The following is a 15,938-nucleotide window of genomic DNA, read 5'->3' on the forward strand; positions in this document are numbered from 1 at the left end:
ATCCTGGAGGCTTTGCGTCACTACCCGATGTTTGGCGACATGCTAATTTAGATCGAACGCGCCGGTCAGCGAAAACGAAGCGGTAGACGTTCTGACGCAGCAACGGTATGGAAAATATGTTCGGTAGTGACGACGTGAAAGACAGTCAAGCGTGGTGTCGGACGCTTGAGATGCTGTCGTCCGGCAGTGATGGCAGGCATGACAGAGTCCGGAGCCGCGTCAGCGCAGAACCAGACACATCATCGGCGTACCGCACGGGCGACAAAGTGCAGGTTCGTATTCTCGAACGACCGACCAACTCCACTCTCATCGTTCTCTGGAGCGATCCAGGTCGGTGCTTCTACGGCCATCAGTCTTGGCGCGTCACCAAAGCGCGACTGGCTGGTCGTTGCGCATTCAGCCAATCAGTCATCCGCGAAGGTGATGAGGTCTACCGGCCGGTCTACACAAGTGTCGAGCCACAAAACTCACAGGCTATGATTCTCGCCTCTGCTGTATACGGAACAGTCGGCCGCCATGCCGAGTAGGCAGACCGGATATGGTGGTCCATTGCAGCTTGCGCAGTGCAACGGCTTTGCTACTAAGCGCTAGGCACTGACGCCCGACGCTTTTTGAGACACGATTTTCAGGTCGATCAATAGTTGTTGTGACCGTTCCTGCCGCTTGATCCAGCCGCAAAGGCCTGCCCTTCCGACGCGTGGTCCGACACCAATCCGGTATTCATGCGCGCGAGCCAAATTGTAAATGCCGAGAACAGCGGCGTTCATCGCACAGTCGCGTGAAGCCGACGAGCGCGACCGTGTCGCCAAGACGTGTCTGTGTGCGCTGTTCGGATACGTCACCGCCGCCCTCGCTAACGAAGGTTTCACTGTCTATGCGCCGGAACGCTCGCGCCTCGAAGCGGCACTGGGGGCGGCGAAGCAAGCCGCTGCGCCGCTTGACGATTCGGAACTGCGTTCCCCGCATCTTTGGCGCTTTATCACGAATCGCTCAACGACGCTCACCACGTTGCGCTCGATCGGTGCGAACGCTGGGTGTCTCGCCCAATCTTTAGGCGTAACACAGACTCCGGCATATCTAGGCTTCTTTGAAGACGACGTCCGGTCGGCGGATGCCTTTCGTTGTGACTCGCCCACCTACAGTCAATCGATGCGCGGTGGCAGCGCAACCCACGACTAAAGCCGCGCTATCAACCTGAAGCCGCCGATGAGCTAACATCATTTGCAATACCCGATGTACAGTCAGTCGCCAGCTCGCCGCTTGTAAGGTGCCTGCGCAGGCGAATGGCCGGGGTGAGCCGACCGCCATCACGAGCCCATCGCCGGCCCGCTCGCCGTCGAGAGCGCACGCACGATGTCGAGCGCGCCTTGTGCTTCCAGCTGGCTTGCTACCTCGCGGCCCAGTTCGAGCGCAGCGTCTATGGTTGCCGCGGGTGCCGATGCTTGCGCGGTCAGCACGCGCTGGCCGTCTGGCGTCGCGACGACGCCACGCACATGCAATGCGCTGTCGCGCCACGTCGCATAAGCAGCGAGCGGCACTTCGCAGCTGCCGCCGAGCGCGCGCGACACCATCCGCTCCGCTTCGACCGCAGCGGCCGTGTGCTCATGATGCAGCGGCGTAAGCCACGCGGCGAGGTCGTCGCGGTCCGCGCGAATCTCGATGCCGAGTGCACCCTGACCCGCAGCGGGCAGGCTGTCGATGGGATCGAGCAGCGAACGGATCCGGTCGCCCAGACTGAGACGCTTCAGGCCTGCCGCAGCGAGAATGATGGCAGCGTAGTCGCCGCGATCGAGTTTGCCAAGCCGGGTGTCGAGATTGCCGCGCAGCGGCTTCACCGCGAGCTGCGGATAACGCGCGCGCAGCATCGCTTCGCGGCGCAGGCTCGACGTGCCAACCACACTGCCGGCCGGCAGTGCGGCGAGCGAGTCGAACGCGTTCGAGACGAACGCGTCGCGCGGATCTTCCCGCTCCATGATGGTGGACAGCACGAAGCCCTGGGCCAGTTCCATCGGCACGTCTTTCAGCGAATGAACAGCGAGGTCGGCACGGCCGTCGGCGAGTGCGTTCTCCAGTTCCTTCACGAACAGCCCCTTGCCGCCGACCTTCGACAGCGTGCGGTCGAGAATCTGATCGCCGCGGGTTGTCATTCCGAGGATCTTTACGTCACAAGACGGATATAACTTGTGCAGAGCACACCGCACATGCTCTGCCTGCCACATTGCCAGCCGACTTTCCCGCGACGCGATGACAAGCGTCGCGGGCGGCGTGGGCGCAAGCGTCTCGGAATTCATTGCTTGAGTGGATAATGACGGGATGTGATAAAAAACAATGTTAGCATGCGCCTCGGCAACCTCTCGCTGGCCGCACGGCCATGCCGAGGCAGGATGGAGCAAACGCCGGCGGGCAGATGCTTCGCGGGCTACTTCAAAGTGGTCGCATCGATCGTGACTCGCGTGGGCGTTTCCCGGCAAAGGAAACACCGCGAACCTGAAGTTCCTTGTATGGCCGTCGAGGGCAACTTCGGGCAGACCGCGCTTCGAATTCGATTCATCTACGCCTACGAATCGTTGGCATCCACTTTTTTCAGCCGAGTCATACTCTTCTTGACAACGTTTGGCGCCAGAACCCGCTTGCGCGGGATCGAAATCAACGGCCTGTTCTGTTCAAACATACCTCGATTGTCGCGATGCGTGCCGGTCAGTGCCGCGACATGTCGCAACCCGAAAAAAACCGCCCGGATTTCAAAAATTCCGTTACGCAGTAACCGATCAGCTTTCGCGGTATCGGATAGCATCCAGCTAGCAGGCGGCTCTTTCAGCAAGACTATCAGTCCGGCGCTGCGGCTTGGATTTGTTGTGGCGCCAATCGGGCTGGCTAACGCATCCTAGGAGGTAGCCGCAACGCTTTGCCCACCGGTAGTGCAACTCGCGGCGGCCATAATGGCCGGCGCGCGCGCGTCGGCTCAAGCGTCGCTACTCCTGGCAGCGTGACCCGTTGTGCGAGCAGTTGCGAATGTGCGAGGCGGAGCGGGTTAATGCCGGCCTTGCGGTACTGCTCAGACGCCCTGACGGCGCACCCGACGCGCGGATCGTTCGGGAGGCAATGGCCGTTGGCATGCCGCCATCGCCTTTGTCCGCATGGTTCGGAACCCCGCCTGGGCGTTACCCGGCCTCTTGCTCGGGGTTGCTACCACGCCTGAACAGCATCTCCGCGCGGCGTGCCGCCGGCTGTTCGAGATCATCCGCCGATATCGGTAACCGTCCCCAGTGGTGGCCTTCCGCTATTCCCGTTTCGAATAGAAGCGCCCGGATCTTTGATTACCGGCGTAATTTCGGTGCGTCTAGACTCGGCTCCATATTGGGCACGTCGGATATTCGCCGTGCCGTAAGCGACATTTCCAATGACGTCGGACGGAGCAGGGAGACAAGATGAATTATGAATCCATTGCCCATGGCGGGCCGGTGGCAGTATCGAGACGCGAAGAGTTGAAGGTGGTAGTCGGCGCATCGGTGGGCACCGTACTTGAATGGTATGATTTTTTTCTGTACGGAAGTCTCGCGGTATTCTTCAGTGGACACTTCTTTCCGGCAGGCAGCGCGACCGCCGGTTACCTCGCATCGCTTGCGACGTTCGGCGTGGGCTTCGTCATCCGGCCAATCGGCGCCGTGGTGTTCGGGCGCTTCGGCGATAAGGCCGGACGCAAAGCGACCTTCCTCGTGACGATCGTGGTGATGGGACTTTGCACTGCCGGCATGGGAGTCTTGCCGACGTTCGAAACGATCGGATGGGCATCACCGGTGTTGCTCGTCGTGCTGCGGATGCTGCAGGGGCTCGCGCTCGGCGGCGAATACGGCGGTGCGGCCACCTACATCGCCGAACATTCGCGGCCGGGGCGGCGTGGCTTCACGACTGGTTTTCTTCAGACCACCGCCACGTTCGGTTTTCTGCTATCGCTTGGCATTACGCTGCTGTGCCGGGCATTCGTGTCGGCCGAAGCGTTCGCTGACTGGGGATGGCGTTTGCCGTTTCTCATCTCCCTCGTCCTGCTGGCGATTTCGACTTATATCCGGACTACGCTTTCCGAGTCGCCGGTGTTCGCGAGGATGAAAGCCGAGCATCGGCTCGCGGTTTCTCCCGTCAAGGAAAGTCTGCTGGTCTGGGCCAACGTGCGCAAGATGCTAGCAGTGATGCTTGGCGCGCAGGCGGCGGTTGGACTCATCTGGTACACGTGCAACTTCTATACGCTGTATTTTCTGACCTCCACAATGAAGGTGCCGCCGGCACTCGCATATGGGTTCATGGCCATCATGCTGGCGATAAGTCTGCCGCTTTATGTGTTCTTCGGCTGGCTCTCCGACAAGTGTGGGCGCAAGTGGATCGTGCTTGCGGGATGCGGTCTCGCGGTCCTGACGTTCGTTCCGATCTATTCGCAACTGTCGAGGGCGGTGAATCCGGAACTCGTGGCATTCGAGCAGTCGGCGAACATTCGCATCGAGGCCGGCAATTGCAACACGGAGCTGTTCGGCTCGCCGTCCACGGCCTGCGATCGTGCACGGGACTTTTTCACGCAGACGGGGCTTTCCTATACCGTCGTGCCGCGCCATGATGGAGCGTTTTCGATCGAGGTTGGAGGCCGTACATTCGACCGCTTCGACGCAGTTGTATTGAAGGCCGCGCTGGTCGAAGCCGGCTATCCGGCGAGCGTCGCGGCCGGCAAGATCAATCGTCCGCTGATGTTCACGCTAATCGCGCTGCTGATGGTCTGGGGGGCGATGGCATACGGTCCCATGTCGGCATACTATGTAGAACTCTTTCCTGCGAAGATCCGCTATACGTCGATATCGATTCCTTATAACCTCGGCGCGGCGGTGTTCGGCGGGCTCGCGCCATTCATGATGACGGCGGTTGCGGTGAAGACCGGAAACGTCTACGGCGGCATCTGGTATGCGGTCGTGGTGGGCGGCATCGCCGTGCTGATCGGTGCGATCTGCATGAGAGAGACCCGCGATACGGACGTTACGCAGTGAGCGCGGGCAGGACCTGTGAACACCGACACGAAACGATAATACGGAGTTTTTGATGAAGCATGTACCAATGGCGGGACTCAGCGAAATGCAGAAGTACTGGCTGATTACAGGGAGTGTGGGCCCGCGCCCGATTGCGTTGGTCACGAGTCTCGCTGCCGATGGCCTGTGCAATGCGGCGCCGTTCAGCGCGTTCAACTACATGGGCGAAGATCCGCCGTTGTTCGCGATCGCCATCGTGCGCTATGGAGAGGAAAGCCATCGTGTCGGCGAGGAAAAGGACACGCTCGCCAATATCATGCGGCGCGAGGAGTTCGTCGTGAACATGGTCGACGATGCGATCGTCGATAAGGCCGTGCTGTGTGGCAGCGATTTTCCCGCTCACGTTTCCGAGCCGGAAGCGGTCGGACTGACGCTCGAGCCTTCGACGATGATCGGTGTGCCGGCCATTGCCGAGTCGCCGATTTCCTGGGAGTGTCGGCTGTTCCGCCTGCTCGATATTTCCGCGCAACGTGCGATCGTATTCGGCGAGATATTGGCGATGAACTTCCGCGATGATCTGCTCGACGAAGAGCGGCTGCGCGTACAGGTCGACCGCTTCTTTCCCACGGGTCGTCTCGGTGGTCCCAACTACTGTTCCACCGGCGAGCGAAAAAGGATTCCGGTGCCGACCTGGCTGCCGTCCGCGGGCAAGCCTCGCGAGTGAGATGGGAGGATGATTGCGGATCGTCGGTGATACCATGCGACCTGATTAAGCACAGCGACGGATGATAACGTCATGAAACCGCACCGGCTTAGCCAGATCGGATTGAGTCGCAGCCTCAAGCTGAACCAGCTGCTGATATTCGACCGTGTGATGGAGACGGGTTCAATCCTGCGGGCCGCCCACGAAATGCGGCTTTCACAGCCCGCGGTGACCAAGGTGATCCAGGAACTCGAAACGAGCTTTCAGGGCGCGCTGTTTTCCCGATCGAATCGCGGCGTGTTTCCCACTGAACTGGGCCATATGGTCGCGCGGCGCGTGAAGTCGCTGCTCGCGGAGTTTCGCTATCTGACCGAAGAACTCGATCAGTTCCGCTTCGGCGAGGCCGGCCATATCGTTGTCGGCACGCTGATTTCGGCTTCGGCGCATCTGTTGCCGCTTGCGATCACGAAGCTCAAGGCACGCTCGCCGCGTGTGCTCGTCACCGTGCGCGAAGGCCCCACCGCGCATCTGTTCCCGGCGCTTGCCACCGGAGAACTCGATGTCGTCGTCGGCCGCCTGCCCGAGACCGGGCTGCCGCTATCCGACGCTTTTCCTCTCGATCATCACGCGTTGTTCGACGACTCGCTCGCGGTCGTGGTGGGCGCCGGTCATGACATCGCGAAAACGACCAGTGCAACGCTGCGCGATCTGGCGTCGTTGCCGTGGATTCTGCCGACGTCCGAATCTCCGTTGCGGCAAGCCGTCGAGCGGATGTTCCGGGCAGCGGACCTGTCGCTGCCGGCGGATCTGGTGGAGTCGATGTCCGTGCTGACCAATCTCGGCCTGCTGCTCGACGCACCGAGAGTCGGTGTGATGCCGCACGTGGCCGCGATCCAGTTCGTCGGGTCGGGACTGTTGACGATTCTGAATATTCGCGAGACCGGCGCCTTCGGCACCGTCGGGTATTCGGTCCGTTCCGGGAAGGTGCTGACGCCGGCTTGCGAACTATTCATCGAATGTTTGCGGGAAGCTGTGCCTTCATAGCGGAAAAGGCGAGCGGGCCAGGCGGGCGGTTCATCTCCATACAAAGGTGACGATGATGTTTCTGGCGTATTCCACGCTCGTGCGCGATGGAGACGGTCGCTCGCGGCGCGCCGTCGAGCGCACGAACGATCTTGATGCAATCGTGGGCGCCGTAACGGACGTGTATTGCGAACACACGGTGAGTCTGAAGTCGGCCTCGTTCGATGCCCGTCTGAAGATCGAGGGCAGCGATGTACAGCCGGTCGTTTCATTGCAGTACGGGGCGCCGGTCACGATCAATGCAGGGCGTTTTCCAGATCTGTTGCTGATGATGACCGCGCAATCCGGCGCGGCGCGCGTCGTGCAGAACGGAACTCCCGCGATGTGGAAGGCAGGGCAGGTCATGCCGCTTTCTCCGGAGCGCGAGACGATTCTGGACTTCGACCGGGCCTTTGCGCAGCAGTCGCTGCGCGTCGATATCGAACGGCTCGAACAGGTTTGTGCGGCGTGGCTCGGCTATCCGCTCGAACGGCCCATTGCGTTCGATCTGCGGGCGGTGCCCGAGCCATTCGAGCGCATCTGGCGCGATTCAATTGCTCTCGCCATTTCGCTCGCGGCGGCGCCTGGCTCCGCTTCGAGACAGGCGCGCGCCGCCTTCGACGAATTCCTGATCTCGGCCATTCTGAACTCGATTCCTCACAACTTCAGCGCCGAGCTGGCGAAGCCGGCGCCCGCGTCCACGCCGCGACTCGTAACGACCGCCAAGCAGATGTTCGAGGACGGCGTGGATGCGGGCGTGGGCGTCATGCAGGTTGCCAACGCGCTTGGCGTGAGCGTGCGCAGTCTGCAGGCGGGCTTCAGAAATGCGGGGGAGACGACTCCGTCCGCGTGGCTGCGCAAGCAGAAGCTGCAGGCGGCGCAAAAGGCGCTGACGGAAGAGGCGTGCTCGGTCTCGGTGACGGATATTGCGTTCCGCTTCGGCTTCAGCCACCCTGGGCGGTTTAGCGCGGCCTATCAGGCGTTGTTCGGCGAATCGCCGGTCGTTACGTTGCGACGCAATCGCCGACGCCGACAAGCCTAGTTGGCACTCCGCAGACCAGCCGCGATTCACGCGGCGAAGGCGGGCGGAGGCGGGGCGCGCCTCGCGATCCGCGCGGCGCGCCCTCGCGCTGATGATCAGAACTTGTGCCGGATGCCGATGCGTGCGCCCAGCTGCCTATCGGTGGACGATGGACCGAATCCGCTGATGTTCGCCACCGCCGATTGGTGGAGCGAGTCGATACCTGTCGCGTGTTGAGCGACGAAGACCGCGTACAGATCCGTCCGCTTGGAGAGGCTGTAGATCGTGCCCAGATCGACCTGCAGATACCGCGCACCGCCGTCACCGTTCACGGAGTTTCGCCGCGTGTAGTCGAATGCGGCGCCGACCAGCCACGACGGAGTGACGCGCACGCTGGCGTTGATTTCGGCGCTCAGGAACTCGGCGTTGCCCGAGTAGTCGACGGGATTCGGACCCGCGGACGAACCGAGATGCTCGAAGCGGGTATCGGTCAGCACGACCCCGACCGTGGTCGAAGAGATCGTGTAGGCCGCCGCGAGCGCCGCGAGTTGCAGCGTTTTTGCCGAAGCGTATCCCGCGAAGACCGGGTTGGACTGCGGCGACGTCGCGGAACCGAACGAGCCGATGTTGTTGGCCGTCGCGCCGCCCTTGTTCGGGGTGTTTCCGTAGAACGACACGTTGGGATTGCGAGCATTCAGGTAGCCGGCGCCGACGCGCAAGCCACCGCCTTCGTAGCCCACGCCGAGTCCCCATATCTGGTTCTGCGTGAAGTTGCCGGCCACGCCGCCAAGGCTGTACATGACGCCGGCGCTGACACCGCCGAACTTCGCCGTGGTGAACTTGATCGCGTTGTTGATGCGGCCAGAGTTGTTCAGGTTGTCGAGGTCATCCGGGTGCGAGCCCGGGAAGCCGGCGAACACCGCATTGGCGCCGAACGGTTGAACGAAGTCGACATACGGATCGTACATGCGGCCAGCGACGGCCGTGCCATAAGGGGACGCGATACCGACGTAACTCTGGCGGCCGAATTCGGCGCCGCCTTGGCCCAGCGTGCCGTTGTTGATGTTGAATCCATTCTCCAGAACAAATACCGCCTTAAGTCCGCCCCCAAGGTCTTCCACGCCGCGCAGGCCCCACCGGCTACCGCTCAGGCCAGTGAAGTTGCCATCCGTCAACGCAAACTGGCTCGCGCCGCGTGGCCTGCCGCCGGGCACTGCCGCTTGCACATTATTCGCGTATTGAAGGCCGGCATCGATGACGCCGTAAAGAGTGACTGAACTCTGCCCGTGCGCGAGCAGACAGGTACAGGCGAGAGGCAACCCCAAGGCCCAATGTTTCATAGTGTCTCCAGAACTTTGTCGAGTGGAATGCCTTCTGGAGGGCGGATCGGCGCCGCACCGGCATCGGGGACGATCGCCCGGATGCTCGGAATTGCCTGATGCGGAGACGGACAGAAGATCTTCCGAAATAAATATCGCGTGAGCACCTGGAATTGTTTGAATGACTGAAATGGCGCCCACGGGTTTATGTTCCGGTGGAAAAATTGCGGGCGAAAGGACGTTTTGCGAAACGATGGCTGAAATGCGCAGCGTCGACACAGAAATCTGCTGCGTCGGGTCGCTGAGCGAGACAAAGACCCCAGGGCGTGCGGTCATGAACGCGCTGGTATTCCGTGTGTGAATACTCGTGATCCGACATTTCATTGTGCAGCGGATGCGCCTGTGTCTAGACTCGAATGGAAATCCAAATACAGAGCGGTATGATTCATTACGTGAGGTGACAACGAATGGACAAAGCAGTACAGGGGCAGCTTCTCGCCCACAAAGCCAGGCCACGAGGGCGCTTTCCGCACGTCGTGCGCGCTGGCGATTTTCTGTTTGTCTCCGGTACCAGTTCGCGCCGGCCCGACAATAGTTTCGAGGGCGGCCATGCCGACGAGATGGGCACCGCGAGCGTGGATATTCGCGAGCAGACTCGCGCGGTGATCGAGAACATTCGCGACATCCTCCGCTCGCAGGGAGCCGACCTGTCCAACGTCGTCGAGGTGACGTCGTTTCTCGTCAACATGAACGACTTCAACGGCTATAACGAAGTGTATGGCGAATACTTCGACGAGACCGGTCCCGCGCGCACCACGGTGGCCGTTCATCAACTGCCTCATCCGCTGCTGGTCATCGAGATCAAGGCCGTGGCCTATCTGCCGCGCGAAGTGGGTACCACGCGGCAGGGCCGCGAAGGAGTCATCGAATGCTGAAGCACGGCAAGCCGTTCAATTTCCACAAGTGGATCGATGATAACGAGCATCTTCTGCGGCCACCGGTTGGCAACCAGCAGGTCTATCGGGATGCGGAGCTGCTCGTCACGGTGGTGGGCGGCCCGAACCAGCGCACTGACTATCACGATGATCCGCTCGAGGAGTTCTTCTATCAGATCAGAGGCAATGCGTATCTGAATCTGATGATGGACGGCAGGCGCGACCGCGTCGATCTGAAGGAGGGCGACATCTTCCTGCTTCCGCCGCATGTTCGCCACTCGCCGCAGCGGCCGGAAGCGGGCAGCGCTTGCCTCGTCGTCGAATTCCAGCGCCCGCACGGCATGCTGGATGCGTTTGAATGGTATTGCGAGCAATGCGACGGTCTCGTGTATCGCGCGGAGATTCAACTGCAAAGCATCGTCGACGATCTGCCGCCAGTTTTTTCGAGCTTCTACGAATCGAAGGAAAAGCGCACCTGTCCGCACTGCGGCGCGCTGCATCCCGGCAAGGAGGCACGGCGCGGTGCTGGGGCGTAATTGATCGCCGAGTGATTGCTGAACAATCGCTGATCTGCCGCACAGCGGCGATTGCTGGAAATAGAGGGCTTGGCCTGCATTCTCGAGGATGCAGGCTTTTTTTATTCTTCAGCTTGCTATTCCCGTTACGAATACCGACGAGTCGATCTTTGATTATCCGTGTGCAAGAGGCTTGCCTACACTAAGGTCGATACATAAGCAGGTCCTAGCACGAACTCTACGCATAGCAGGAGATCACGTGAATTACCAATCGTATGCCGAGATCGCGTTGCCGACGCGACTGCAGCATTTCATCGGAGGAACGTTCGTCGATTCCGGCGACACGTTTGCCAATCACAGCCCGATCGACGGACATGAGCTGTCGCGTGTGTGCGAGGCTCGCCAGAGCGATGTAGAGCGTGCGGTCGAAGCAGCGCGGTCCGCGCTGCAAGGACCGTGGGGCACGATGAGCGTAGTCGAGCGCGCGGCATGGCTGCATCGAATCGCCGATGGCATCGAGGCCCGGTTCGACGAGTTCGTCGCGGCCGAGGTCGCCGACACGGGCCGTCCGATCCACCAGGCCCGGACGCTCGACGTCGCGCGTGGCATTGCCAACTTCCGCACCTTTGCGGATCTGATCAAGACATCGAGCGGCGAGTGCTTTGATACCGTCGGCGCCGATGGTGACGAGTACCTGAACTACGTCACGCGCAAACCGCTCGGTGTGGTCGGCATCATTTCACCGTGGAACCTGCCGCTGCTGCTGTTCACGTGGAAAGTCGCACCGGCGCTCGCGATGGGCAACTGCGTCGTGGCGAAGCCGTCCGAGGAGACGCCGACTTCCGCGACGCTGCTTGCCGAGGTCATGCGTGATGTCGGCTTGCCTGCCGGTGTGTTCAATCTCGTGCACGGTCATGGCCCGAACGCTGCGGGCGAGTGGCTGACGCGTTCGCCCGGCATCGATGCCGTCACGTTCACGGGCGAATCCCGAACGGGCAGTGCAATCATGAAGGCCGTCGCCGACGGCGTAAAAAACGTGTCGTTCGAACTCGGCGGCAAAAACGCGGCCGTGGTTTTCGCGGATGCGGATTTCGACGCGGCGGTGGACGGTGTGGTGCGATCGAGCTTCACCAACGCAGGCCAGGTGTGTCTGTGCTCTGAACGCGTGTACGTCGAGCGGCCGATCTTCGATCGCTTCATCGCCGCGTTCAAACAGAAGACCGAGACGCTCAGAATCGGCTCTCCGTACGAAGCGGGCACGACGACGGGGCCGCTCATTTCGCGAGGCCATCGCGACAAGGTACTGAGCTACTGCCGATTGGCTGTCGAGGAAGGGGCCACTGTCGTAACGGGCGGCACGGTGCCCAGCTTCGGCAACGCATGCGACGACGGCGCGTTCATCCTGCCGACCATCTGGACGGGTCTGCCCGATACCGCGCGCACGGTCACCGAAGAGATCTTCGGACCCGTGTGCCACGTGGCGCCGTTCGATGCGGAGGACGAAGTCGTGCGGCGAGTCAACGACAGCCCCTACGGCCTTGCGGCGAGCGTGTGGACATCGAACCTGTCACGCGGTCATCGCGTCGCGCGGCAGATCGAGACGGGAATCGTCTGGGTTAATGCGTGGTTCGTTCGCGACCTGCGCACGCCGTTCGGCGGCGCGAAGCTTTCGGGATTCGGAAGGGAGGGCGGCCGTCATTCGATGGACTTCTATTCCGAGCTGACCAACGTATGCGTGAAGGTGATCTGATGGCTCGCGTCGATCAAACGCTGGAGCGGGTCGCCGAGGAACTCTGGCAAGCGCAGGTGAATGTTCCCTTTGCGCCGATTGCGCCGGTACGTGACACCATCGTGTCGCTCGGCGGCGACGCGATCGCCAATGCGTATCGCGTTCAGCAAATCAACACACGGCGCCGCGAGGGCGCAGGCCGGCGCGTGGTCGGCCGCAAGGTCGGGCTCACGTCGAAATCCGTGCAGGCGCAACTGGGTGTCGATCAGCCCGACTTCGGTGCGTTGTTCGACGACATGGCCTTCGTCGACGGCCAGGAGATTCCGCTGCACCTGACGCAGCAGCCAAAGGTGGAGGCGGAAATCGCACTCGTACTCGAGCATGACCTTGGCTGGGAGCGTCACACACTGGTCGACGTGCTGAACGCGACCGCCTATGCGCTGCCCGCCATCGAGGTGGTCGGCAGCCGCATCGCCAACTGGGACATCAGGCTCGTCGACACCGTCGCCGATAACGCATCGAGCGGGCTGTTCGTGCTCGGCAGCCGACCCGTCAAGCTCGGCGATTTCGATCCGGTGAACTGCGGCATGTTGATGGAGTCGCGCGGCGATCAGGTGAGCAGTGGTATCGGCGCCGCGTGCCTCGGCCATCCGCTGAACGCGGCCATCTGGCTCGCGGACACGATGGTGCGGTACGGCACGCCGCTGCGCGCCGGCGACGTGATTCTGACGGGCGCGCTCGGGCCGATGGTCGCAGTACGGCCTGGCGACGTAATGACAGCGCAAATCGAAGGGCTTGGGTCGGTCCGGGCCGTGTTCGCGACAGAGGAGTAAGGCGAAGCGATGAAAGATAACGCGAAAATTTCCGTGGCGGTGATCGGCTCTGGCAACATCGGCACCGATCTGATGATCAAACTGATGCGCCACGCGAAGCATCTGAAAATGGCGGCGATGGTCGGCATCGATCCACAGTCCGAAGGATTGGCGCGCGCCGCGCGTCTGAATGTGGCGACGACGGCTGACGGCATCGACGGTCTCGTGGCGATGCCCGTGTTCAAGGACATCAAGATCGCTTTTGACGCGACTTCCGCCGGCGCACACGCGCAGCACGCGCAGGTGCTCGCGCGGCATGGCGTGAAGGTGATCGATCTGACGCCGGCGGCGATCGGGCCGTTCGTCGTTCCCGTAGTCAATCTCGACCAGCATCTGGATGCACCGAACATCAACATGGTGACCTGCGGCGGCCAGGCGACGATTCCGGTCGTCAAGGCCGTCTCACGCGTGCGTACCGTGCATTACGCGGAAATCGTCGCGTCGATTTCGAGCCGGTCCGCCGGGCCCGGAACGCGCGCGAACATCGACGAATTCACCGAGACGACCGCGCGTGCCATTGAATCGGTTGGAGGCGCGAGCGTCGGCAAGGCGATCATCGTGCTGAATCCCGCGGAGCCGCCGCTGATGATGCGCGACACCGTGTACTGCCTCACCGACGAGGACGCCGACCAGGCACTCATCGACGGCTCCGTGAGCGAGATGGTGAAGGCCGTGGCGACCTACGTGCCCGGCTATCGCCTGAAGCAGCAAGTCCAGTTCGATCGCGTGCCGGTGCCGCCGCAGTTTGCCGCGCGGCTGCCGGGTCGCGAATACGCGCTGAAAGTCAGCGTGTTTCTGGAAGTCGAAGGCGCGGCGCACTACCTGCCTGCCTATGCCGGCAATCTGGACATCATGACCTCCGCCGCCGTGCGTGCGGCCGAACAACTGGCGCTGACCGGTCTGCAGGCGTAAAAGGAGATCTCCTATGAATCAGGGTGGAAAGAAAATCTACGTTTCCGACGTGACGCTGCGTGACGGCATGCATGCGGTGCGCCATCGCTATAGCGTGGCGCAGGCCGTACAGATTGCACGCGCACTGGATGACGCTGGTGTGGACAGCATCGAGGTAGCGCACGGCGACGGCCTGGCCGGCTCAAGCTTCAACTATGGATTCGGCGCGCACACCGACCTGGAGTGGATCGAAGCGGTTGCATCGACGGTCCGTCATGCAAAAGTCGCGACACTGCTGCTGCCTGGCATCGGCACGGTTCACGACCTGCGTAACGCGTACGACGCGGGCGCGCGCGTCGTGCGGATTGCCACGCATTGCACGGAGGCGGACATTTCGAAGCAGCACATCGAATATGCGCGCAAGCTCGGCATGAACACCGTGGGCTTCCTGATGATGTCGCACTGTACGGACCCGTTCTCGCTCGCGAAGCAGGCGAAGCTGATGGAGCAATACGGTGCGCAGTGCGTGTACGTCGTGGACTCCGGCGGTGCGTTGAACATGGAGGAGGTCAGACAGCGCTTCCGCGCATTCAAGGACGTGCTCGATCCCGCCACCGAGACCGGCATTCACGCGCATCACAACCTGTCACTGGGCGTCGCTAATTCAATGGTTGCGCTGAACGAAGGCTGCGACCGTGTGGACGCGTCGCTGACGGGCATGGGTGCGGGTGCCGGCAATGCGCCGCTCGAAGTGTTCATTGCCGCGGTGGACCGTGCGGGCCTCAATCACGCTTGCGATGTGAAGAAACTGATCGACGCGGCCGAAGACATCGTGCGCCCGCTGCAGGAGCGGCCCGTGCGCGTCGACCGTGAGACGCTCGCGCTCGGTTATGCGGGAGTGTATTCGAGCTTTCTGCGCCACACCGAAGCCGCGGCGGCGAAGTTCGGTCTTTCGGCATTTGACATCATGGTCGAACTTGGTCGGCGCCGGATGGTGGGCGGCCAGGAGGACATGATCGTCGACGTGGCACTCGATATGCTGCGCGCGAAATCGCGGTCCATGGAGGTCGCCTCGTGAATTTCGCCCTGCTGGCCGAACGTGTGGACGAAGCCGCACGTCACGCAACCGCGATCGAGCAACTCACACTGACCGAATCGTTCTCTGTCGACGAAGCGTATCGCATCCAGCGTGCGTCGATCGAAAGGCGAAGTGCACGCGGTGAGCGTGTGATCGGTATCAAGCTCGGCTTCACGAGCCGCGCGAAGATGGTCCAGATGGGCGTGGACAGTCTGATCTGGGGATGGCTTACCGATGCGATGCTCGAAGAGGACGGCGCGCCCGTCGATCTTGGACGCCTGATCCACCCACGCGTCGAACCGGAAGTGTGCTTCCTGACGGGACGCGATATCTCGGTGCCGCTGACGGCGCTGGAGGCGGCCCGACATCTGGATGGCGTCGCGCCCGCGATGGAGATCATCGACTCGCGTTACCGGAATTTCCGTTTCACGTTGGAAGACGTCGTGGCGGACAACTGCTCGTCGGCAGGGCTAGTGGTCGGGCCATGGTCGTGCCGTGTCACGGGCCTGCGCAATGCGGGCGTGGCGCTGCGCTTCGACGGCCGTGAAGTGCAGACAGGATCGACCGGAGCGATTCTCGGCGACCCACTGCGCTCGGTTGTGCAGGCCTCGCGGCTGCTGCATCGCGCGGGGCTGACGCTGCCCGCAGGCAGTCTGATCATGGCGGGCGCGGCCACTGCCGCGCAGCCGCTTCGCGCGGGTCTGCACGTGCAGTGTATGGTGTCGGGAATCGGCCAGGCCGAATTCACGACGACCCTGATCAACCGTTGACGTCTGTACCGGACGCAAGCGACAAAGGCAGTTCAAT

Annotated in this window: 16 protein-coding genes and 1 pseudogene; 14 read left to right on the forward strand and 3 right to left on the reverse strand. The window is 61.9% G+C overall.

The genetic code is table 11. The annotated features are described in order from the left end of the window. Positions 1 to 107: 107 nt before the first annotated feature. Both HDG33_RS18815 and HDG33_RS18820 read left to right on the forward strand, forming a co-directional pair. Entirely contained in the window at positions 108 to 527 is a 420-nt protein-coding gene (locus HDG33_RS18815) for a DUF3331 domain-containing protein (RefSeq protein WP_260330491.1), read from the forward strand. Positions 528 to 744: 217 nt separating this feature from the next. Beyond that, the gene (locus HDG33_RS18820) at positions 745 to 1,179 is read left to right on the forward strand and encodes a hypothetical protein (protein ID WP_184032076.1); all 435 of its coding nucleotides are present in this window, start codon (positions 745 to 747) and stop codon (positions 1,177 to 1,179) included. Positions 1,180 to 1,307: 128 nt separating this feature from the next. Here HDG33_RS18820 and hemC read toward each other — a convergent pair whose 3' ends face one another. Continuing rightward, entirely contained in the window at positions 1,308 to 2,291 is a 984-nt protein-coding gene (hemC, locus tag HDG33_RS18825) for a hydroxymethylbilane synthase (RefSeq protein ID WP_184032077.1), read from the reverse strand. A gap of 266 nt (positions 2,292 to 2,557) precedes the next feature. Beyond that, positions 2,558 to 2,821: a hypothetical protein gene (locus tag HDG33_RS18830; RefSeq protein WP_184032078.1), complete on the reverse strand. Its 264-nt coding sequence runs from the start codon at positions 2,819 to 2,821 to the stop codon at positions 2,558 to 2,560. On the opposite strand from HDG33_RS18830, the pseudogene HDG33_RS37465 reads away from it, so the two are divergent. The 5 genes and pseudogenes from HDG33_RS37465 to HDG33_RS18850 form a co-directional block, all read left to right on the forward strand. After that, positions 2,808 to 3,257, forward strand: a pseudogene (locus HDG33_RS37465) (PLP-dependent aminotransferase family protein); the annotation flags it as partial. The gene HDG33_RS18830 and the pseudogene HDG33_RS37465 sit on opposite strands and share 14 nt — an antisense overlap. Before the next feature lie 171 nt (positions 3,258 to 3,428). Next, on the forward strand, positions 3,429 to 5,027 hold the full coding sequence (locus HDG33_RS18835) for an MFS transporter (protein ID WP_184032079.1): 1,599 nt from the start codon (positions 3,429 to 3,431) through the stop codon (positions 5,025 to 5,027). 52 nt (positions 5,028 to 5,079) lie between these two features. Then, positions 5,080 to 5,730, forward strand: a complete 651-nt coding sequence (locus HDG33_RS18840; protein ID WP_184032080.1) for a flavin reductase family protein — start codon at positions 5,080 to 5,082, stop codon at positions 5,728 to 5,730. Between the two features lie 72 nt (positions 5,731 to 5,802). Then, the gene (locus tag HDG33_RS18845) at positions 5,803 to 6,753 is read left to right on the forward strand and encodes a LysR substrate-binding domain-containing protein (protein ID WP_184032081.1); all 951 of its coding nucleotides are present in this window, start codon (positions 5,803 to 5,805) and stop codon (positions 6,751 to 6,753) included. A 55-nt stretch (positions 6,754 to 6,808) separates the two neighbouring features. Further along, positions 6,809 to 7,813: an AraC family transcriptional regulator gene (locus HDG33_RS18850; RefSeq protein ID WP_184032082.1), complete on the forward strand. Its 1,005-nt coding sequence runs from the start codon at positions 6,809 to 6,811 to the stop codon at positions 7,811 to 7,813. 95 nt (positions 7,814 to 7,908) lie between these two features. Here HDG33_RS18850 and HDG33_RS18855 read toward each other — a convergent pair whose 3' ends face one another. Beyond that, positions 7,909 to 9,447, reverse strand: coding sequence for a porin (locus tag HDG33_RS18855; RefSeq protein WP_311548344.1), 1,539 nt, complete (start codon positions 9,445 to 9,447; stop codon positions 7,909 to 7,911). A gap of 131 nt (positions 9,448 to 9,578) precedes the next feature. Here HDG33_RS18855 and HDG33_RS18860 point away from each other — a divergent pair, with 131 nt between their 5' ends. The 7 genes from HDG33_RS18860 to HDG33_RS18890 all read left to right on the forward strand — a co-directional run bounded on the left by HDG33_RS18860 (position 9,579) and on the right by HDG33_RS18890 (position 15,901). Then, positions 9,579 to 10,046, forward strand: coding sequence for a RidA family protein (locus tag HDG33_RS18860; protein ID WP_184032083.1), 468 nt, complete (start codon positions 9,579 to 9,581; stop codon positions 10,044 to 10,046). Further along, positions 10,040 to 10,582, forward strand: coding sequence for a 3-hydroxyanthranilate 3,4-dioxygenase (locus HDG33_RS18865; protein ID WP_184032084.1), 543 nt, complete (start codon positions 10,040 to 10,042; stop codon positions 10,580 to 10,582). Before HDG33_RS18860 ends, HDG33_RS18865 begins: the two co-directional genes overlap by 7 nt. 238 nt (positions 10,583 to 10,820) lie before the next feature. Then, a complete protein-coding gene (locus HDG33_RS18870; protein WP_311548345.1) occupies positions 10,821 to 12,311 on the forward strand; it encodes a 2-hydroxymuconic semialdehyde dehydrogenase in 1,491 nt (496 codons plus the stop codon). Then, the gene (locus HDG33_RS18875; RefSeq protein WP_184032086.1) at positions 12,311 to 13,123 is read left to right on the forward strand and encodes a fumarylacetoacetate hydrolase family protein; all 813 of its coding nucleotides are present in this window, start codon (positions 12,311 to 12,313) and stop codon (positions 13,121 to 13,123) included. Before HDG33_RS18870 ends, HDG33_RS18875 begins: the two co-directional genes overlap by 1 nt. A 9-nt stretch (positions 13,124 to 13,132) precedes the next feature. Next, on the forward strand, positions 13,133 to 14,074 hold the full coding sequence (locus tag HDG33_RS18880) for an acetaldehyde dehydrogenase (acetylating) (RefSeq protein WP_184032087.1): 942 nt from the start codon (positions 13,133 to 13,135) through the stop codon (positions 14,072 to 14,074). A 13-nt stretch (positions 14,075 to 14,087) separates the two neighbouring features. Beyond that, positions 14,088 to 15,131, forward strand: coding sequence for a 4-hydroxy-2-oxovalerate aldolase (gene dmpG, locus HDG33_RS18885; RefSeq protein ID WP_184032088.1), 1,044 nt, complete (start codon positions 14,088 to 14,090; stop codon positions 15,129 to 15,131). Next, positions 15,128 to 15,901 carry a 2-keto-4-pentenoate hydratase gene (locus tag HDG33_RS18890; protein ID WP_184032089.1) on the forward strand — a complete coding sequence of 258 codons (774 nt, stop codon included), beginning with the start codon at positions 15,128 to 15,130 and terminating at the stop codon, positions 15,899 to 15,901. Before dmpG ends, HDG33_RS18890 begins: the two co-directional genes overlap by 4 nt. Positions 15,902 to 15,938: the final 37 nt, after the last annotated feature.

This window comes from Paraburkholderia sp. Cpub6 (assembly GCF_014201065.1).
GTDB classification, from domain to species: domain Bacteria; phylum Pseudomonadota; class Gammaproteobacteria; order Burkholderiales; family Burkholderiaceae; genus Paraburkholderia; species Paraburkholderia tuberum.

Bases quoted from the DNA above. Each gene is read 5' to 3' on its own strand.
- HDG33_RS18815 (WP_260330491.1), top strand. From the start codon at position 108: ATGGAAAATATGTTCGGTAGTGACGACGTGAAAGACAGTCAAGCGTGG.
- HDG33_RS18820 (WP_184032076.1), top strand. From the start codon at position 745: ATGCCGAGAACAGCGGCGTTCATCGCACAGTCGCGTGAAGCCGACGAG.
- hemC (WP_184032077.1), bottom strand. From the start codon at position 2,291: ATGAATTCCGAGACGCTTGCGCCCACGCCGCCCGCGACGCTTGTCATC.
- HDG33_RS18835 (WP_184032079.1), top strand. From the start codon at position 3,429: ATGAATTATGAATCCATTGCCCATGGCGGGCCGGTGGCAGTATCGAGA.
- HDG33_RS18840 (WP_184032080.1), top strand. From the start codon at position 5,080: ATGAAGCATGTACCAATGGCGGGACTCAGCGAAATGCAGAAGTACTGG.
- HDG33_RS18845 (WP_184032081.1), top strand. From the start codon at position 5,803: ATGAAACCGCACCGGCTTAGCCAGATCGGATTGAGTCGCAGCCTCAAG.
- HDG33_RS18850 (WP_184032082.1), top strand. From the start codon at position 6,809: ATGTTTCTGGCGTATTCCACGCTCGTGCGCGATGGAGACGGTCGCTCG.
- HDG33_RS18855 (WP_311548344.1), bottom strand. From the start codon at position 9,447: ATGACCGCACGCCCTGGGGTCTTTGTCTCGCTCAGCGACCCGACGCAG.
- HDG33_RS18860 (WP_184032083.1), top strand. From the start codon at position 9,579: ATGGACAAAGCAGTACAGGGGCAGCTTCTCGCCCACAAAGCCAGGCCA.
- HDG33_RS18865 (WP_184032084.1), top strand. From the start codon at position 10,040: ATGCTGAAGCACGGCAAGCCGTTCAATTTCCACAAGTGGATCGATGAT.
- HDG33_RS18875 (WP_184032086.1), top strand. From the start codon at position 12,311: ATGGCTCGCGTCGATCAAACGCTGGAGCGGGTCGCCGAGGAACTCTGG.
- HDG33_RS18880 (WP_184032087.1), top strand. From the start codon at position 13,133: ATGAAAGATAACGCGAAAATTTCCGTGGCGGTGATCGGCTCTGGCAAC.
- dmpG (WP_184032088.1), top strand. From the start codon at position 14,088: ATGAATCAGGGTGGAAAGAAAATCTACGTTTCCGACGTGACGCTGCGT.